Annotated in this window: 15 protein-coding genes; 4 read left to right on the top strand and 11 right to left on the bottom strand. The window is 41.3% G+C overall.

Annotated elements, in window-relative coordinates; translation table 11 throughout:
* The 3 genes from OFN91_RS01125 to OFN91_RS01115 are packed head-to-tail and all read right to left on the bottom strand — an operon-like array spanning position 1 to position 2756.
* Positions 1 to 906, bottom strand: a complete 906-nt coding sequence (locus tag OFN91_RS01125) for an MlaD family protein (RefSeq protein WP_270872955.1) — start codon at positions 904 to 906, stop codon at positions 1 to 3.
* A 9-nt stretch (positions 907 to 915) separates the two neighbouring features.
* Positions 916 to 1656, bottom strand: coding sequence for an ABC transporter ATP-binding protein (locus OFN91_RS01120; RefSeq protein WP_270858844.1), 741 nt, complete (start codon positions 1654 to 1656; stop codon positions 916 to 918).
* Positions 1653 to 2756 carry an MlaE family ABC transporter permease gene (locus OFN91_RS01115; RefSeq protein ID WP_270864372.1) on the bottom strand — a complete coding sequence of 368 codons (1104 nt, stop codon included), beginning with the start codon at positions 2754 to 2756 and terminating at the stop codon, positions 1653 to 1655. The genes OFN91_RS01120 and OFN91_RS01115 overlap by 4 nt, the downstream gene beginning before the upstream one ends.
* An 81-nt stretch (positions 2757 to 2837) precedes the next feature.
* On the opposite strand from OFN91_RS01115, the gene murJ reads away from it, so the two are divergent.
* The 4 genes from murJ (at position 2838) to OFN91_RS01095 (ending at position 8862) form a co-directional block, all read left to right on the top strand.
* Positions 2838 to 4235, top strand: a complete 1398-nt coding sequence (murJ, locus tag OFN91_RS01110; RefSeq protein WP_270872954.1) for a murein biosynthesis integral membrane protein MurJ — start codon at positions 2838 to 2840, stop codon at positions 4233 to 4235.
* A complete protein-coding gene (cysS, locus tag OFN91_RS01105; RefSeq protein WP_270872953.1) occupies positions 4222 to 5625 on the top strand; it encodes a cysteine--tRNA ligase in 1404 nt (467 codons plus the stop codon). The genes murJ and cysS overlap by 14 nt, the downstream gene beginning before the upstream one ends.
* Positions 5626 to 5644: 19 nt before the next feature.
* Entirely contained in the window at positions 5645 to 7360 is a 1716-nt protein-coding gene (locus OFN91_RS01100) for an ABC transporter ATP-binding protein (RefSeq protein WP_270872952.1), read from the top strand.
* Positions 7361 to 7710: 350 nt separating this feature from the next.
* A complete protein-coding gene (locus OFN91_RS01095) occupies positions 7711 to 8862 on the top strand; it encodes an MFS transporter (protein WP_270867943.1) in 1152 nt (383 codons plus the stop codon).
* Positions 8863 to 9104: 242 nt separating this feature from the next.
* Here the strand turns inward: OFN91_RS01095 and OFN91_RS01090 are convergent, their stop codons facing one another.
* The 8 genes from OFN91_RS01090 to OFN91_RS01055 all read right to left on the bottom strand — a co-directional run bounded on the left by OFN91_RS01090 (position 9105) and on the right by OFN91_RS01055 (position 17872).
* Positions 9105 to 10307: an MFS transporter gene (locus tag OFN91_RS01090; RefSeq protein ID WP_270872951.1), complete on the bottom strand. Its 1203-nt coding sequence runs from the start codon at positions 10305 to 10307 to the stop codon at positions 9105 to 9107.
* Positions 10308 to 10664: 357 nt separating this feature from the next.
* Positions 10665 to 11675, bottom strand: coding sequence for a hypothetical protein (locus OFN91_RS01085; protein WP_270872950.1), 1011 nt, complete (start codon positions 11673 to 11675; stop codon positions 10665 to 10667).
* A gap of 96 nt (positions 11676 to 11771) precedes the next feature.
* On the bottom strand, positions 11772 to 12668 hold the full coding sequence (locus tag OFN91_RS01080) for a 1-aminocyclopropane-1-carboxylate deaminase (RefSeq protein ID WP_442868044.1): 897 nt from the start codon (positions 12666 to 12668) through the stop codon (positions 11772 to 11774).
* A gap of 69 nt (positions 12669 to 12737) precedes the next feature.
* Complete coding sequence (locus OFN91_RS01075; protein ID WP_270872949.1) at positions 12738 to 13748, bottom strand: OmpA family protein; 1011 nt, start codon at positions 13746 to 13748, stop codon at positions 12738 to 12740.
* Complete coding sequence (locus OFN91_RS01070; RefSeq protein ID WP_270870761.1) at positions 13738 to 15021, bottom strand: MotA/TolQ/ExbB proton channel family protein; 1284 nt, start codon at positions 15019 to 15021, stop codon at positions 13738 to 13740. The genes OFN91_RS01075 and OFN91_RS01070 overlap by 11 nt, the downstream gene beginning before the upstream one ends.
* Before the next feature lie 10 nt (positions 15022 to 15031).
* Positions 15032 to 16096, bottom strand: coding sequence for a class II fructose-bisphosphate aldolase (fbaA, locus tag OFN91_RS01065; RefSeq protein ID WP_270872948.1), 1065 nt, complete (start codon positions 16094 to 16096; stop codon positions 15032 to 15034).
* A 20-nt stretch (positions 16097 to 16116) separates the two neighbouring features.
* Positions 16117 to 16938, bottom strand: a complete 822-nt coding sequence (locus OFN91_RS01060; RefSeq protein WP_270858917.1) for a peptidylprolyl isomerase — start codon at positions 16936 to 16938, stop codon at positions 16117 to 16119.
* 124 nt (positions 16939 to 17062) lie between these two features.
* Positions 17063 to 17872, bottom strand: coding sequence for a peptidylprolyl isomerase (locus OFN91_RS01055; RefSeq protein ID WP_270872947.1), 810 nt, complete (start codon positions 17870 to 17872; stop codon positions 17063 to 17065).
* Positions 17873 to 17897: the final 25 nt, after the last annotated feature.

The raw sequence follows: 17897 nt of genomic DNA, 5'->3' as shown, positions 1-17897 counted from the left end.
TCAGTCCTTTTTGGTATCTCTAAAAAAGAATTCATACGGATTTTCTTCTAGCCTAAACATCGCGCCTTGAAACTCTCTTAAAGCTTTGTTAAATTCGGTTAGCGTGGTTTTGGCCTCGTTTAGGGTAGGATCTAGTATGGCTTTGAGATTGTATTCACCCCGCTCTACGCGCTTTGCCATAATCTGACTTGTTTTTTCGAGCGAATTTGAAAGGCGCGTCGCACTGCTAGCAAAAGTATTAAATTTATCCAAAATTTCGTCTAATTCGTGCTCTCTTTCGTTTAAATTCGTCATTAGGGTATTGAAATTCGCCATTAATGCGTTTAGTTCGTTAAATTTCTTCTCATCGCTAAGTTCTGCGCTAAATTTGTTAAGCGAAGTTAAAATTTCATCGACTTTTTTCATATTATCTTGCGATAAAAGCGAGTTGATTTTAAATATCATCTGCCCTACACTATCTGTAATAACTTCTGCTTTGGAGCCGATTTTATCGAGCAGGGTTTTATCTAGCTCGATGATTGGCTTTTCTTCATTTTCGCTAAAAAGCTCGCCACTTCCCTTTGTGATATTTAAAAACGAAATTCCGCTAATGCCTTGCGTTTCGACCTTGGCGATACTATCTCGCGAGATAGGGAGTTTGCTTTTAAGCGATACTTCGATTTCGATTATTGCATTTTCGATATCGACAAAATCTATTTTTTTGATGATTCCAGCATTTACGCCGATAAATTTGACATCTGAATTCTCGCGAATTCCAGTCGGAAGCTCCTTAGTATGGATATAATACGATCTGTAAGTCTCCCTAGTATCGGTGCGAGTTAGCATCCACCACACGAAAGCTGTAAGCGCAAACACACACGCCATAACAAATGCGCCCACGATTGTATATGAGGTTCTATTTTCCAAATTTTGCTCCTATTTCGCTCTCATTTTAAATAGCTCTTCAAGCGGGTTATTTTCTAGCTTTTCGATTTCGCTCAAAGCCCCTTCGAAGATGATTTTTTTATTATCGACTATCAAAAATCTATCAAGTATATCAAAAATACTATCCACATCGTGCGTTACCATTACTACGGTTACGCCAAGATTATCTCTTAGCTCGCACACTAGCCTATCAAGGGCGCGCGAGCTAAGTGGATCAAGCCCTGAGTTTGGCTCGTCTAAAAATAAAATCTCAGGGCTTAACGCCAATGCCCTAGCGAGCGCAACTCGTTTTTTCATACCGCCACTTAGCTCGTTTGGATTTAGCATTGCGCTCTCTTTTTTAAGGCCTACCTTTTGTATCCAAAACATAGCAAGCTCGTTAATCTCTTTATCGCTAAAATTTGAGTATTCGCGCAGTAACACGCCTACATTTTCTAGCACATTCATCGAGCTATACAGCGCGCCGAATTGAAACATCACACCGCATTTTAGGCGAATTTCATTGCGCCTATCCTCATTTGCACTCCAAATATCCTCGCCAAAAATTTTAATCTCGCCGCTTTTTGGCTGATTTAGGTAAATTAGCGTCTTCATTAGAGTGGTTTTTCCGCTTCCACTTCCGCCCAAAAAGCCGTAAATTTCAGCCTTTTTCACGCTAAAACTCACATTATCGTGCATTATGCGCGCACCATACGCTGTGGTTACATTTTTTGCGCTTATTATCTCGCTCACAGCCCAATCTCCGAGAAGAGTATCGCAAAAATCGCGTCTATGGCGATGACCCAAAATATCGCATTTACCACGCTGATTGTGGTGTATTCGCCGATACTTTGGGTATTTCCCTTGACCTCAAAGCCTCTCATACAGCCAATTATTGCTATAAATGCGCCAAAAAACGGAGCCTTTATCATACCGGCGAAAAAGTGGCGAATTTCGACATTTGATTTAAATCTATCCAAATAATCCAAAAATCCTATCTCCAAATACGCCTCGCAAACTATCATTTGAGCGAAAATACATATTGAATTTGCGATAAAAATGATAAATGGCATACAAATCACCATAGCCAAAATTCGTGGCATTGAGAGGAAATAAAACGGATCAAAGCCCATTGTTTTCATCGCGTCGATCTCTTCTGTGATTTTCATAACGCCAATTTGCGCCGTAAAGCTCGACGCAGAGCGCCCAGCAATGACAATCGCTGCGATTAGCGGGGCAATCTCGCGCATGGTTAGAGCGCCCATAATATCTATAATATAAATACTAGCCCCAAACTGCGATAGCATGTCTGCGCCAATGTAAGCTAGCACCACACCGATTAAAAACGCGGTCAAAGCCACGATAAAAAGCGAATCAATGCCGTTGTCTTTGATAAAATTTACAGTCTCTTTGAGGCGAAATTTGCGCGGGTGCAAAAATAGCGAAAATACCTTGCAAAAAAACTCGCCCAAAAATGTGGCTAGATTTACAATCCCAGCCCAGCCTGCGCAAAAATACAGCCCGATTTGAGCTAAAATCCCCATGCTATGCACTTTTGGCATAAAATTATGGTCTATGCTCTCATCGCTAATAAATTCGAAAATTTTCTCTATTTTTGGATTTTGGCTCCTAAATTCCACGCTTTTGCCACGCATTAAATTTTTAATGCTATAAGCCATGAAATAATCCAGCTTTTCGACATTTGAAAAATCTGCTACGAAATTGTCTAAATTTGATAGTGTTTTTTTAAGTAAATCAAGCTGTTTTTTTCCGCTTCGATATGTCCAGCTACCCTCAAATTTTAGGGTTTTGATGAAGTTTTGCGTATCGAGCGAAAATGGCAAATTTTGCAAAATATCCTCTTTCAAAATCAAAAAATAGGCGAAATTATATTATAATCTATCTTTTTATTTTATAAAATTTAACGAGGAATTATGTTTAGAGGGTTTTTTACAAACAGCGTCGGAACGCTAGCTTCTCGCATTTTGGGCTTTGTGCGTGATTTGCTGACGGCTTCAATTTTGGGCGCTGGTGTGTATAGCGATATATTTTTTGTGGCGTTTAAACTGCCAAATTTATTTAGACGACTTTTTGGCGAGGGTGCCTTTACGCAGGCGTTTTTGCCAAATTTTACCGCTTCGAAAAAAAAGGGGATTTTCGCAGCTTCCGTGCTGATTAGATTTTTTCTTTTTATTTTGTTTTTAACCGCGGTTGTGTGGGTGTTCGCGCCGTTTTTTACTAAAATTTTAGCTTATGGTTTTTCGGACGAGCAAATCACGCTAGCAACGCCATTTGTGCGCATAAATTTCATATATCTAGCTTTTATTTTTATCGTTACGCTTTTTGCCTCTATGCTTCAATACCGCGATCATTTCGCCACTACGGCGTTTTCGACCGCTTTATTAAATTTAGCTATGATTGCTGCTTTGCTTTTAGCTCGTGGCAAAGATGAGCGAAGTATCGTTTTGTATCTATCTTGCGGCGTCGTAGCAGGCGGGTTTTTGCAGTTTTTGGTGCATGTGTATGCGCTGAAATTTACCGGTATGCTAAGAGTGCTATTGGGCGGATTTGCTAGGCTAAAAAACGGCGCAAAAGCGCAAACCAAGGGCTTTTATAACAACTTTTTTGCCGGAGTTGTAGGGGCTAGCGCTTTGCAACTTAGCTCGTTTATAGATACATTTTTTGCTAGCTTTTTAGCCAGCGGAAGTATCAGCTATCTATACTACGCAAACCGCATTTTTCAGCTTCCGCTCGCACTTTTTGCAATCGCGCTTAGCACGGCGATTTTCCCGCGACTAACCAAACAGATCAAAACAAACAACCAAAAAGAGGCGCTAAATTTAATCGAGCGCGGATTTTACATGCTTTTGGCACTTTTGGCACTCTCCACAATCGGCGGAATCATGCTCTCGCACGAAATCACCAAAATTTTATTTGAGCGCGGAAATTTCACCGCCACCAACACGGCCCAGTGTGCGGCTGTTTTGGCAGCGTATATGGTGGGACTGCTGCCGTTTGGGCTATCGCGCATTTTTTCGCACTGGCTGTATGCGCACATGAAACAAAAGCTAAGTGCGAAAATTTCGCTTTGGTGCGTCTTTATAAATGTAGTTTTGTGCGCACTATTCTTTAAACCATTTGGGGCTGTGGGTTTGGCGCTTGCTAGCTCGATTACAGGGGGATTTTTGTTTGTTTTCAATCTCTATTTTTTTGGATTTAATAACTTTTTAGCTATAATCAAGGCTAAAAAAATCCTTCTAATTCTAGGGCTTTGCGCACTTGAAATAGGAATTTTATATGTTTTAAAAGGTTTATATTATGGTAATTTATGATACTGCAAGTAAAAAAAAGGTCGAATTTATCCCGCTTAACGAATATGAGATTAAAATTTATGTTTGTGGGCCGACAGTGTATGATGACGCGCATTTGGGGCATGCTAAAAGCGCGATTAGCTTTGATTTGCTTAGGCGCGCGCTAGAAGCGCAGGGCAAAAATGTGAAATTTGCTAGAAATTTCACCGATATCGACGATAAAATTTTAAAGAAAATGAGCGAGAGTGGAAAAACTCTAAGCGAGATTACAGAATTTTACACCAAGCGATATTTGGACGATATGAGCGCGCTAAATGTCCGTGACGCCGACATTTCGCCCAAAGCGACCGAAAATATCAGTGAAATTTGCGCCCTTGTTTCAAATTTGCTAAATTTGGGCTATGCGTATGAAATTTCAGGCGATGGGATTTACTTTGATACCACCAAAGATAGCGATTATTTAAGCCTTAGCGGCAAAAAAGCAGAGGATCAAAACAGCGAGTTTGCGCGCGTGGTTTCAAACGAGCAGAAAAAAAATGAAAAAGATTTCGCGCTGTGGAAATTCGACGAGGCGTGGTTTGAGGCGCCATTTGGGCGTGGCAGACCTGGCTGGCATAGCGAGTGTGTGGCGATGATTTTGGCACATTTAGATAGCCGTGACGCCGAATTTTGCATTGATATCCACGCTGGCGGGGCTGATTTGCTCTTCCCGCACCACGAAAACGAGGCCGCGCAGTGCAGATGTAGCGAGCATAGAGCCTTGGCTAAATACTGGATGCACAATGGCTTCGTGCAGGTAAATAACGAAAAAATGAGCAAAAGTCTAGGCAATAGCTTTTTTGTCAAAGACGCCCTAGCCCTCGTGCCTGGCGAGGCTTTGAGGTTTTATTTGATGAGTTCGCATTATAGGGCAAATTTCAACTACACAATCGATGATTTGCTAGCCTCTAAAAAACGCCTTGATAAAATTTACCGCCTTAAAAAAAGGGTGAATATGGCGCAAAATTTGCCTTGCGTTGAAGCCAAATTTAGGGGCAAAATTTTAGAGTTTTTAAATGATGATTTAAACACATCTGGCGCGCTTGCCTGTGTCGATGAAATGGTGTCTTGCGCAAATGAAGCACTCGATAAAAACCCAAAAGATAAGGCTTTTAAAGCGCAAATTTTAGCAAATTTAGAATTTGTCAAAAATACCCTTGGCGTGCTTTATATGGACGAGGTTAGCTATTTTCAATTTGGCGTAAGCGATGATGAAAGAGCCGAAATTTTGCGTCTAATCGAGCAAAGAAGCGAAGCTAAAAAGCAGAAAAATTTCGCCCTAGCCGATGAAATTCGTGCCAAACTTACAGCGATGAAAATCGAGATTATGGATACGCCAAGTGGCACGATTTGGGAAAAAAGCGCGCAATAAGTAAATTTAAGGAAGAGTTTTGAACGATTTTAAGACCATTTTGACAAGATTTAAACCATTTTTGATTGATTATAAAATCCAGTTTGCGCTGGCATTTTTGGGTATGATTATGACCTCGCTTGCGACATCTGCGAGCGCGTATTTGGTAAAACCGGTGCTTGATTATATCTTTGTCGAGAAAAACACCCTCTATCTCTACCCGCTTGCGTTTGCGATTATAGCGGTGTTTGCGATGAAAAGTGCTGGCACATTTATCCAGACATACTACACTTCATTTATCGGGCAAGATACCGTGCGCAGACTGCGAGATTTGCTCGTATCAAAGCTAATTAGGCTAGATTTGAAATTTTTCAACACACACAGCACGGGCGAGCTAATTTCTAGGACTATGAACGATATCGAGCGAATCCGCACGGTGGTTTCAAACATGATACCTGATTTTGTGACGCAAATCATCACTATTTTTGGGCTTCTTGGCGTGGTGATTTACAATAGCCCTAAGCTTTCGTTTTTTGCGCTCGTGGTCTTTCCGGCTGCGATTTATCCGCTATCGCGCCTAGCCAAACGCATGAAAAAGGTCTCGCGCCAATCGCTAGAAAAAACCTCTGATATCACATCGGCTCTAAATCAAATTTTTACAAATATCGAAATCGTAAAGGCCAGTAACGCCCAAAATTTCGAAGTAAAACACTTCGAGGAAGAAAACTCAAAATTTTTCAAGCTAAATTTAAAGGCAATAATTACAAACTCGCTCGTAAGCCCCGTAATGGAGATGCTTGGCGCACTTGGCGTGGCTGTTGTCATCATCGTAGGTGGCAAAGAGGTCATCGAGGGCAAGATGAGCATAGGAAGCTTTTTTAGCTTTTTGACCGCGCTTTTTATGGTCTATACGCCGATAAAAAAGGTCTCATCACTGCATAATAAAATGCAAGACGCCACGGCTGCTACTGAGCGGACTTTCGAGTTAATTGATTTAGAGCCAGCCATAATCGGCGGAAGCCTAAAAATGGGCGATATATCCACACTGACTTTCGAAAATGTCTCGCTTGGCTATGATGAAAAAATCGCGCTAAAAGATATAAATTTTAGCGTCAAAAAGGGGCAAATTTTAGCCCTTGTGGGAAACAGCGGCGGCGGCAAAAGCTCGGTAGTAAATCTCATAATGCGCTACTACGACGCCAAAAACGGAAATATACTTTTTGACGGCAACGAGATTAGCGAATTTGACATCGCAAGCCTGAGGGATAATATCGGCTTTGTGAGCCAGCGCATTTATATTTTTAACGATACAATCGCTGCAAATGTCAGCTACGGCGCCAAATTTGACGAAGAGCGCGTCATAAACGCACTGCGCCTTGCCAATGCTTATGAATTTGTCGCCAAGATGGAAGACGGCATAAACACGCTTTTAAGCGAGTTTGGCGCGAATCTCTCAGGCGGACAGCGCCAGCGTATAGCGATTGCGCGCGCGCTGTATAAAAACCCGCAAATTCTTATTTTCGACGAAGCCACGAGCGCGCTAGATAACGCCAGCGAAAAGGAAATCTCATCTGTCATAGAAAAGATAAAGGCCGATAAAATCGTAATTGTCATCGCTCACCGCCTATCCACTATCAAAAACGCCAGCCAAATCGCCGTGGTCAAAAACGGCGAGATTATCGCAATGGGCGATGATGAAACACTAAGCGCGAATTGCGATGAATACAGGATTTTAAAGGGTCTAGCGAAGGATTAAATTTTGCAAAATTTGTCCAAATTTCGCGCCCAATTTGTCATTGCCACGAATTTTGCGCCCAATTTGTCATTGCGAGAATTTTGCGTTAGCAAAATTCGTGGCAATCTACGACTTTAAAATTTAAGGTCAGTAATTTTGCAAATTTATCGTTTATAAATTTCTAATTCGTAGATTGCTTCGTCGCTATCGCTCCTCGCAATGACAAATCAAACAACGCCCACGCTATTGTCATTGCAAAAATTTTGCGCTTGCTTGCTACGCTAAAACAATCGCAAATTTTGCAAATTTAACCTTGAATTTTTCAAATTTCGAGTAAAATACCAGCTTGAATTTCAATTTTTAGGATATTTATGTTTAAAAGCCTGCGTGCGGCAAGGACGCTAAGTGCGCTATTTCTAGCGATTTTTTTTATGTTTATCGGGGACGCACTAGCCCTATCATCAGCCGGTGTCATACTCAAAATGCGAGGCCAAAGCGACCTAATCATCGGCATTATCTCATCATTTTTCTTCCTGGGCGCCATTTCTAGCGTGTTTTTCACGCCCACGATCATCGGCCGCTTCGCCCATGTGCGCTCGTATTATATTTTTAGCGTGGTTTTCGCGCTGTGTGCCCTAGCCCACGATATCAGCGCAAATTTGGCGTTTTGGGCGATACTTCGCTTCGGGCTTGGGTTTTGTTACTACGCACTTTTAATGATAATCGAAAGCTGGATCAACTCCAAAATCACAAACTCTATCCGCTCACGCGTCCTAGCCGTGTATGAGATCGTTTTTTACGGCGCATTTACCGTGGGTGTGGGGATAATCGCGCTAAATTTAAGCGCAAATTTAATCTTTTTTTTAAGCGGATTTTTCATACTTTTTGGGCTAGTGCCTTTGAAATTTATGCGTTTTAATCCGCCCGCAAAAGCGCAAAAAGCCACAATCTGCATGCCAAAAATCTCGGTTCTACCGCCACTTGCGCTTGCGACGGCAGTTTGCGGCGGGATTTTGATAAACGGATTTTTTTCAATGGCGAGCGTGTATGTGCTTGGAAGTGGAAATGTCAGCCAAGTAGGCTGGTTCATGGGGCTAGCCATGGTCGGAGGCTTCATTTCGCAGATTTTTGCTAGCCCCGTATCTGATTTTTTCGGCAGGCGCAAGGCGATAATGCTAGTGTGCGCAATCGGCGCATGCTCGGCGCTGGGGCTGTTTGCCACTGGGAATTTTGAGGTCAAATGCGCCCTAGCCTTCTTGCTAGGATTTGGCGTTTTTCCGCTATACTCGCTCGCAATCGCGCGCGCGAACGATTCCTTTACAAACAGCTCCTCAATCTCGCGCGTGCAAATCTCGGCCTCGCTTTTGTTTTCGTATTCGCTCTCATCGTTTTTCTCTCCCATAATCATAGGCGGGGCGATGAGAGTTTTCGGCGCAGAGGGGTTTAGCGCGGTGTTTTTCGTAGCAATGGTGTTTTTGCTCGTTTTCGCATACTTCCGCCCCGAAATCGCCCCTAAAATTTAAAATTTGTTAGATTTGTCATTGCGAGAATTTTGCATAGCAAAATTCGTGGCAATCTACGACTTCAAAATTTAAGGTCAGTATTTTTGCAAAATTTAAGTAGAATTTTGAATTTAAATTTTTCTGGATTGCTTCGCTCGTTACACTCGCTCGCAATGACAGTGAATTTAGCGTTTGGTTATTTTATACTCGTAGATTGCTTCGCTTCGCTCGCAATGACAAATAGACAAAATTTACGCTAAACCTCACTCCTTGCTCAGATACCTATCATACACGATAAATTTATAATACACCGCAGCGATTATAAACATAAATCCCATTAGAAATGTTATCTGCCACAGCGCCAGCCCTAGCGAATACAGCGCACCGATAGCTGCTGAGGTCAGAGTTGCGACGATGAAATACGCCATATCGTTATACGCGATCACCCGCCCGAAAAACTCCCTATCGACATGGCTTTGGAGTTGCGTGAAAGAATACGACCACACCGTCGTGATAAAAAATCCAGCCATCACAATGCCGATAAACGAAAGCCAGTAATTAAACTCCAACGCCGCCCAGAGCATGATTCCACCGCCCTGCCCTAGCAAAATCCAAAAATACCGTTTCAAATTTACTATACGCGTCAGCCACATCTGCCCAAAAAACGCCGCAGCTGAGCGCGCCATATTCATCAGCCCAATCACCAGCGACGCGCTTAGGATTTCCTTGTATTCAAATTTCGCTAGTAGCGCGATGAGATTATCATAAGTCGTAACCGCCACAAAGGCGTGAATTACGATTAAATGCACCACCAAAGGTCGCGAGCGTATGTAAGTAAAGCCCTCTTTTAGCATTTTTATCGCGCCTTGCGTGCTACTTCCTGCAATATCTTTAAAATTTAGGCGAATTAGGATAAAAAACGAAAAAACATACAAACAAAAATCCAAAATAAACGCCGCCCTAACCCCAAAATAGTGTATAAACACCCCAGCTAGCGCCATACCAAGGGTATAAGTAATCGTCCAGCTAATGCTAGTTAGCTCGTTTGCTAGCTTCAAATACGGCTTTGGTAGAAATTTTGGCAGGGTCGAAGACTCGGTTTGATAAAAGAGCGTCCCAGCCACACTTCGCACCACGACGATACCCAAAAGTAGCCACAAATACGCCAAATCATTGATAAAAATCAGCATGAAAATCGTCACAATCTCTATGGCGAACATGCTCAGCATTAGGGGTTTTGGGCGAATTTTATCCACGATAATGCCATTAATCGGAGCTAAAAATATATTTGGTATAAACGACACCACGCCCACAGCGGTGATCGCCCACACAGGCGCGCCCAGCTCGATTAGTAGCGTAGCGATACCTACTATCGAAAACCACACGCCAAACATGCAGATAAATCCCGCGCTAAATAGCAAGCGATAGTTGCGAAAATTGCGAAGTAAAATATAATATCTAACCATTTTTGCCTTTCAAAAAACCTTGCATTTTAGCCAAATTTGGCTTAATTATGTGTTTTGGATTTGGCTAAATTTGCTCGCTATTGTCATTGCGAGGAGCAAAGCGACGAAGTGTTATTTTTGTCATTGCGAGGAGCTGTGAAACAGCGACGAAGCAATCTACGAGTTTGAAAATTCAAAATGCGTGTTTTTGCTGTCATTGCGAGCCTAGCGTTGCAATCCAGGGAAATTCAGATAAATTTGATAAATTGAAATTCTCTTTAAATTTTACTGGATTGCCACGACCGCTTCGTGGTCTGGCGATGACAGATTACGCAAATTCTCGCAATAATAGTAGAAACAAATTATCGCAGTATATTGTTATTCGTCAAATGGTCGTATTTTTTGTTTTCCAAGTGGCAAATCGGCTAAAATTTTGATAAATAATGCGCTATAATTTATTGTTCCGCCAAGCAAAATATCGCCGTTATCTAATTTCACAGCTGTATTTATCATGGTTTCTTTTGAATAACCATAAGCAATATTTTTATCTATTTCATCGCCGTTTTGATTAAATTCAATCAAATTTATTCCATTTTCATTACTTGTTATAAATAGTAAATTCTCATTAAATTTAACGATTTTAACTTCATTTCTATTAGAATCCGAACTTACGATTTTTTCAAAAATTTTATGCCCGTCATAATCATATTTTATCAATTTTATCTCCCTTGTTGTTTGAAAATTTTGATAAAAATATTTCTCTTCTAATGCAAAAAATGTATCATCAAAAGCTAAAAAATCTATAAATTTGGCATTTATCTCTTTTTTATCTATGAGATTGCCCTTTAAATCGTATTTATAAAGCCCTTCATTTTCCACTAAAACCAGAAGTGTTTCATCTTTTTTAAGGATACTTTTTATTTCGTCAGTTTGATAAATTTCGTATTTTATGTTTAAATTTCTATCAAAATATCGCACCACATTTTGGCTGTCGGTTGCGATAAAATCGTATCCTAAAACTAAAATATACCTAAATTTATAAGGTAGTGTTTTTATAATTTTTAAATTATCTCTACTTTCAAATTTATCAAATATGTAATTACCCAAAATCAAATGCGATTTTGTTTGGGCTACTGTGCCATTAAGCCTATCATCTACTAGCGAGATACGATTGATTAAAAATCCATTTTTATCGATAAAAGCAAATTTGCCTTGCAAGCCCCATTTACAACCAGTCAAAATCATCTCATTAGTTACAAAACTATGGCTTACGCACCAATCATAAAGTTCTTTTGAATTCATTTCCCAAACCGGATTTTTTGGTGTTTCATAAGCGTATAAATTCAGATAAGTCATAAACAAAATAATAAAAATTTTTTGTTTTATCACCACAAATCCTTTGAAATTTTTAAACTAAACAAACTTGATAAATTCAAAAACACAAATTTTAGCTAAATTTCGTTTAAAAAAACGGAAAGCATAAATTTACAAATTTTTAAATTTATATTTGTATCTTTGCAGTTGCGAGATATTGCCGAGAATTCCGCCTTGGTGGATATATAGGACTTCGTTTGCGAATTTATCGCGGTTAGCTAAAAGTGTGAGAAGCCCCACAGGGTCGTAGATGAGATCAAATTCTATGCCGGTTTGCGCACGGGCTTTCTGCCAAATTTCATAAAGTTCGGCGTAAGGTTTGCCGAAGTGAAATTTGCGTGGTGGGGGCAAAATTTGCACGCCCGAGCGCGGATCTAGGGCTAGTATTTGCTCTCTCAGATACGAGCAATCGCCCACGCAAGGCGTGGTAAAGACGCGAAAACGGCTGTGTTTGGCTAGATACGCCGCGCTCGTGCCTGTTCCACTTGGCAAAAAAATGTCAAATTCTCGCCCATTTTCGCGCGCATATTCCTCGATAAATTTAGCCTGCGCGATAAATCCAGCCTCAGCCTCGCCCTGCGCAACCCCCTCTTCGATAAAAATCGTGCTCTCATCGCAAAGGCTAAGCGCAAATTCACGGCGATTTTGCGCTACGAAAATCTCCATGCCATTTTCTAGTGCCGCGGCGAAATTCCCGCATGGGTGCGCGCTTAAATTCTCGCTTAAATGCGAGATGACAAACTGAAATTTTAGCCCTTTTATGCGGGCAAAAACGCTTTCGTTATACATAGCGTTTGATTGCGAGCTACCAAAGCTTACAATCTTTGAAATGCCCCGCAAATCGGCACCGAGCAGAGATTGGAGCTTCCTTGCTTTATTGCCGTTAAAAATCCCAATCAAATCATCACGCAAAATTGCAAAGCTAAAATTTTCGATTTTTATCTTTTGGATTTGTGGTGCTTGTAGCGAAATCTCGCCCGTTTTTTGCGCCTTTTCTACTTCGCGCAAATTGGCTTCAAACTCAGGCGAGATTATGGCGCGCTGCGAAAGCTCGCGGAGTATTTCGCCCCGCCAAAGCTATCTTGTCGCATTTGCGTCAAATTCCAAAAATTTGCGGATTTCTTCCATGGCCTCTTTGTTGCTAAGCGTAAATTTGATTTCGATTCGACGGCTTGCGTCTTTGTCCTCGACGCCGCCAGTTAGCACAGGCTGAGAATAACTGCGACCGCTTGCGATTAGGTATTTTTGCAATCTCTCGTCTTTGTTCCACTCATTTATGAAATTCATCACCGCCAGTGCGCGCTCTTGCGAAAGGGCTAGGTTGTATAAATACCCGCCGTCGCTGTCTGTGTGGCCCTCGATGATGATTTGATCTAGGCTATTTCTGATTTCGTCATTATCCATAAGCGCGCTAAAATACCCTTCTAGCGCGGTTTTGAAACTCTCCTTGCTACCCTCTTTAAGCTCGCTCGAACCCTTGTCAAAAAGCACTGACGAATTTAGCGTCATCGCCCCGCTCTCGCTATCTATGCGGATTTTGCCACCTAAGCGTTCTTTAAGTTCGGCGATTAGTTTGACTTTTTGACCGGTTAGGTTGCGAATTCGGTTTTTGGTGACATTTAAATCGTGCAAAATTTTGTTGAAATCGCTCTCTTTTTGGGTTAGCTGATCGAGCAAAAATGCGATTTTTATCTCTTTTTCGGTAGCTTCGGTGCGAGTGTTTTTCAAAAGCTCGCTAATGTCGAAATTCTCTTTTTTGAGTTTTTCTGCCATGGCGCTGAGATCTTCGATTTGGATAAAATAGATCGAATTTTGCTTACGAAGGTCGGTGTTTTCGACATTTAGCTTTTCAAGCTGTTCGGAAAAAATCTTATTTAAAGCCTCTAATTCAGCGGATTTTTTCTGCGAGGATTGAAGTGCGACCATAGTCTTTTCATGCTCGCTAGTTTGGGCTTTGAGGTCGTCTTGCACCAAATAGTATTTGACGATAATCCCGCCGATTAGTAAAATAAAGACAAACAAAAGCCCCGCCATTAAATCAGCGTAAGCTATCCAAAAGGTCTCTTTTTCGCTGGTTTTACTCTTCATTTTGGTTTTCTTTTTCGTCTATGCTTTTAAGCGTTTTGCGTAGCTCGTCGATGATACCCTCTGAGCTTGTGTTTTTGCCTAGGCTAGAATCAAAAAGCGATTTGATTTCGTCATTTAGCTCTTTAAAACTTGCCTTAAAGCTCTCTCTTGCGTTAATTTGCTCGCTTAGCATATTTTCGTTTAGAGATTTAATCTGCAAGGTAAAATTTACGATTGCCTGATTTAGGGCGTCTGCGCTGGTTTGCAGATTTGCGCTCTTTTGCTCAGATGATTTCGAAAAGCTCAAATATCCCGCTGAAATGCCGTTTTGGATCTCGACCATATTGCTCGTAACAGCCTTTAAAGACGATAAAATTTGGTCGAAATTTTTGCTGATTTCGCCGTGAGTTAGGTTGGCATTTAGTATCATTTCATTAGCCCTTTCTAATTCGCTAGTAGTTAGCGCAAGGGCGCGCTGCTCGGCGTCAATTATGCCTTGAAGTGTTTGCATTTTTTCATCAATTGCGACATTTAGGCTATCGCTAAGGGTATTTGAAGCCATAGCCATGAAGGAGCGCGAAACCTCGGCGTTGCGATCAAGTATCTCGCTAAGGTAGCTTTGCGTGATTTCCTCTTTGCTCCAAAAAAAGTTTTTTGTGGCGTTTTTGTATTTTAAAAGCAATCTTTCGAATTTACTAATTCCCTTTTTTTCGAAATAAATCCACCAAAGAGCTAGAAAAATACCATAAATCGACACATAAAACGCCGTGCCAACGCCACCTAGAAGCCCAGCAATCTCGGTCTCTAAATTTGCGATATTTGATGATGAGAAATTTGGCATAGAAATCGCAATGCTGATAAATGTGCCCAAAATACCCAGCATTGGGAAAACACCCACCGCGACAGAGGCGTAGTTGTCATTGCGAAGCGAGTGCGAGTATTCATCTACGAAATTTTCAAATTTAGCGTCGGACTTTTTCTTAGCGCCTATGCTAAGGAGATTTTCAACGATGTAGTTTTTAAGCTGAATTTTAAAATTTTCGATACTATTTTGAAATTTCAAACAGCCAAATTCAGCATTATGCCTAGCCAAAAATAGCGCAATGATGAGCAAAAAGCCCATCATTACGATCGAGTGAAGCTCGACTTTGAAGTTGATTACCTTCAAAAATCCTAGCAAAAATATGGCGAAAATCGCCACAGGAACAAACACGATTTTCAGATAAACGCCAAGTAGTGAGCGCTCTGGATTTTCTGGAAGCGTTAAATCTAAAATTTCTGTTGTTTTTTCCATGAAATTTGCCTTAGTTTTTGTTTATACAATTTAAATTTTCAAATGCGACAAGCAATCTTTTTACCATACTTTCCTCGCCACATCTTAGCCATTTGCGTGGATCGTAGTATTTTTTGTTTGGTTTATCTTCGCCTTCTGGGTTTCCGATTTGACCTTGCAAATATGCTCTGTTTTTGAGCTCATACTCTCTCACGCCGTCCCAAAACGCCCACTGCGTATCGGTGTCGATATTCATCTTAACCACGCCATAGCTTACAGCGTCTTTGATATCTTTGATCTCGCTACCGCTGCCGCCGTGGAATACGAAATTTACAGGTTTGGCGTCATTTAAGCCAAATTTTTCTTGCACGAATTTTTGCGAATTTCGCAAAATCTCAGGCCTTAGCACGACATTTCCCGGTTTATACACGCCATGCACATTGCCAAAGCTCGCTGCAATCGAGAAATTATCGCTGATTTTTTTAAGTCTATCATACGCAAGCGCGACATCTTCTGGTTGCGTGTATAAAAGCGCGTTATCTACGCCTGTATTATCCACGCCATCTTCCTCGCCACCTGTTACGCCAAGCTCGATTTCTAAGCTAATTCCTAGCTCACTCATCTTTTTAAGATACTCTTCGCAAGTACTTAAATTTTCTTCCAAACTCTCTTCGCTAAGATCTAGCATGTGAGAGCTAAATAGTGGCACGCCGTGCGCTTTTTTATACCCTGCGCTTGCCTCTAATAATCCATCAATCCAAGGAAGCAGTTTGCGCGCTGCGTGGTCAGTGTGTAAAATCACAGGCACGCCATAATACCTAGCTAGCAAATGCACCTGCAAAGCACCTGCGACTGCGCCCATAATCGCGCCGTTTTCGCACTCTTTGCCCGCATAATAACTCGCTCCGCCATTGCTGAATTGGATAATCACAGGAGAGTTTGCTTTTTTGGCGCTCTCTAAGACAGCATTTACAGAGTGGCTTCCTACGACATTTACAGCAGGGATTGCAAAACCCTCGCTCTGCGCGTATTTGTAGAGCTTGCTAACATCATCACCAAATAATACACCAGCTTTAACTACATCTAAAACACCCATTTTGCACCCCTTTTTTAAGATTATTTGTATTCGATTTTTGCTTTTTTAAGCAGATCTTGCGCCAATTTTTCTGAATTTGCGGCTGCTTTTTCTTGGCGGATTGAGCCTTCGATTAGAGGTTTTACCTCGCTAACTGGGACTTGGCGTTTTGCGATTTGATCCTCTTTTAAGATTACATGGTAGCCAAATTCTGTCTTAACAGGAGTTTTTGAAATTTCGCCTTTTTTTAGTGCAAACGCAGCGTCTGCGAAAGGTTTAACCATAGCACCCTCTTTTGGAAATGCTGGTAGCGCGCCACCTGATTGTTTAGCGGCTGGCTCGATTGATTTGGCTTTTGCGATTTCGCTAAATTTAGTGATTAGCGCGCCACCATTTAGCCCTTTTAGCTCATCAATCACAGCCTTTGCCTCGGCGTCTGTTTTGACCAAAATATGGCGAACTTGGGCAAGTTCTGGATTTACAAATTTGGCTTTATTTTTGTTGTAAAAGTCTTGAACCTCTTTGTCGCTGATTTTGATTTTTTTGGCCTCTTTTGATTGCCATACGCGCACAGCTAGGTTGTCTTTTTGGAACTCTAACTCTTTTTTATAAACTTCGTCGTTCATAACGCCTGCTTTTTTAGCTTGTTCTACGACAAGTTTTCTAGCGATAACGCGATTTAAGATATCTTTTTTGGTATTTGCTGGCAGTGAAGCGAATTGTTGTGGAGCTATGCCTTGGGCTACTAGAAATGGAATAACATCGTTTTCTGTGATGTTTTTGCCATTAGCAGTCGCTAAAACTGTCGCATTTAGGCCCATGGCCACAGCCAAACTAAGTGCTGAAAAAACTAATTTGTTCATCTGAATTCCTTGTAAAAAAAATCGCAAGATTATAGCCAAAGCTGGTTAATGATTAAAATTTTGCCCGCCTTAGGATACGCATTTTCGCGTATCTATAAGCGGGTCAGTGTAATTGAAGTGAAATTTATTTTACTTCTACCTTCGCGCTTTTGCGAAGTTCTTGTAGTTTTTGCTCTAATGCAGCGCCTGCTTGTTGGCCTTTGATTAAATTTTCGATGAAAGGCTTGGCTTCGTCTTGGCTAAGCTGTTTTTGAAGTTTGGCGTCTTCTTTGAGCACGATATGATAGCCTAAATCAGTTTTGATAGGGGTTTGCGTGATAGCGCCTCTTTTAAGCTTGCTTGAAGCGTCCCAAAACGCTTTTGGCATCATTTCTTGGGTAACCCATGCAAGATGACCTTTGGTTTGTTTGGCCTCAGGCACGATTGATTTAGCTACTGCAAGTTCTTCGAATTTGCTCACCAAAGCGTCGGCTTTTGTGTTTTTTAACTCTTTGATAATCGCGTCGGCTTCGGCCTTTTTCTCCACTGTGATATTAGATAGCAACAAAGCAGCTGGTTCGACGAAAGCAGATTTGTTTTCGTTGTAAAATTTAGCGATATCAGCGTCGCTTACTTTGATTTGCTTTGATAGTTGGTGTTGATACATTTCGATAGCGATTCTATCTTGCGCTGCTTTTAGGGCGTCTTTGTATTCTTGTAGATTTGTAACGCCACTTTTTTTAGCCTCAGCGGCTAAAATTTCAATATCAACCGCTCTTGCTAGCACCATTTGTTTTTCTTGATTGCTAAGCGTGGCTGGATTTTTGCCAAGTGCTGCTATGTGCGGGGCGACCTCGGCCTCTGTGATTGGTGCGCCATTAACTGTGGCGAAAACTGTCGCGTTTAGGCTTACTGCCGCTGCTAAACTTAGGGCTGAAAATAGTAATTTTTTCATTAAAATTCCTTGTAAAAAAATGCGA

The organism is Campylobacter sp. JMF_08 NE1, from assembly GCF_027737875.1.
Taxonomy (GTDB): domain Bacteria; phylum Campylobacterota; class Campylobacteria; order Campylobacterales; family Campylobacteraceae; genus Campylobacter_B.
The sequence above is the reverse complement of the archived record's forward strand: the minus strand, read 5'-3'. Positions and strand labels throughout refer to the sequence as shown.

Coding starts and splice junctions, on each gene's coding strand:
- murJ (WP_270872954.1), top strand. CDS start 2,838: ATGTTTAGAGGGTTTTTTACAAACAGCGTCGGAACGCTAGCTTCTCGC.
- cysS (WP_270872953.1), top strand. CDS start 4,222: ATGGTAATTTATGATACTGCAAGTAAAAAAAAGGTCGAATTTATCCCG.
- OFN91_RS01095 (WP_270867943.1), top strand. CDS start 7,711: ATGTTTAAAAGCCTGCGTGCGGCAAGGACGCTAAGTGCGCTATTTCTA.
- OFN91_RS01090 (WP_270872951.1), bottom strand. CDS start 10,307: ATGGTTAGATATTATATTTTACTTCGCAATTTTCGCAACTATCGCTTG.
- OFN91_RS01075 (WP_270872949.1), bottom strand. CDS start 13,748: ATGAAGAGTAAAACCAGCGAAAAAGAGACCTTTTGGATAGCTTACGCT.
- OFN91_RS01070 (WP_270870761.1), bottom strand. CDS start 15,021: ATGGAAAAAACAACAGAAATTTTAGATTTAACGCTTCCAGAAAATCCA.
- fbaA (WP_270872948.1), bottom strand. CDS start 16,096: ATGGGTGTTTTAGATGTAGTTAAAGCTGGTGTATTATTTGGTGATGAT.
- OFN91_RS01060 (WP_270858917.1), bottom strand. CDS start 16,938: ATGAACAAATTAGTTTTTTCAGCACTTAGTTTGGCTGTGGCCATGGGC.
- OFN91_RS01055 (WP_270872947.1), bottom strand. CDS start 17,872: ATGAAAAAATTACTATTTTCAGCCCTAAGTTTAGCAGCGGCAGTAAGC.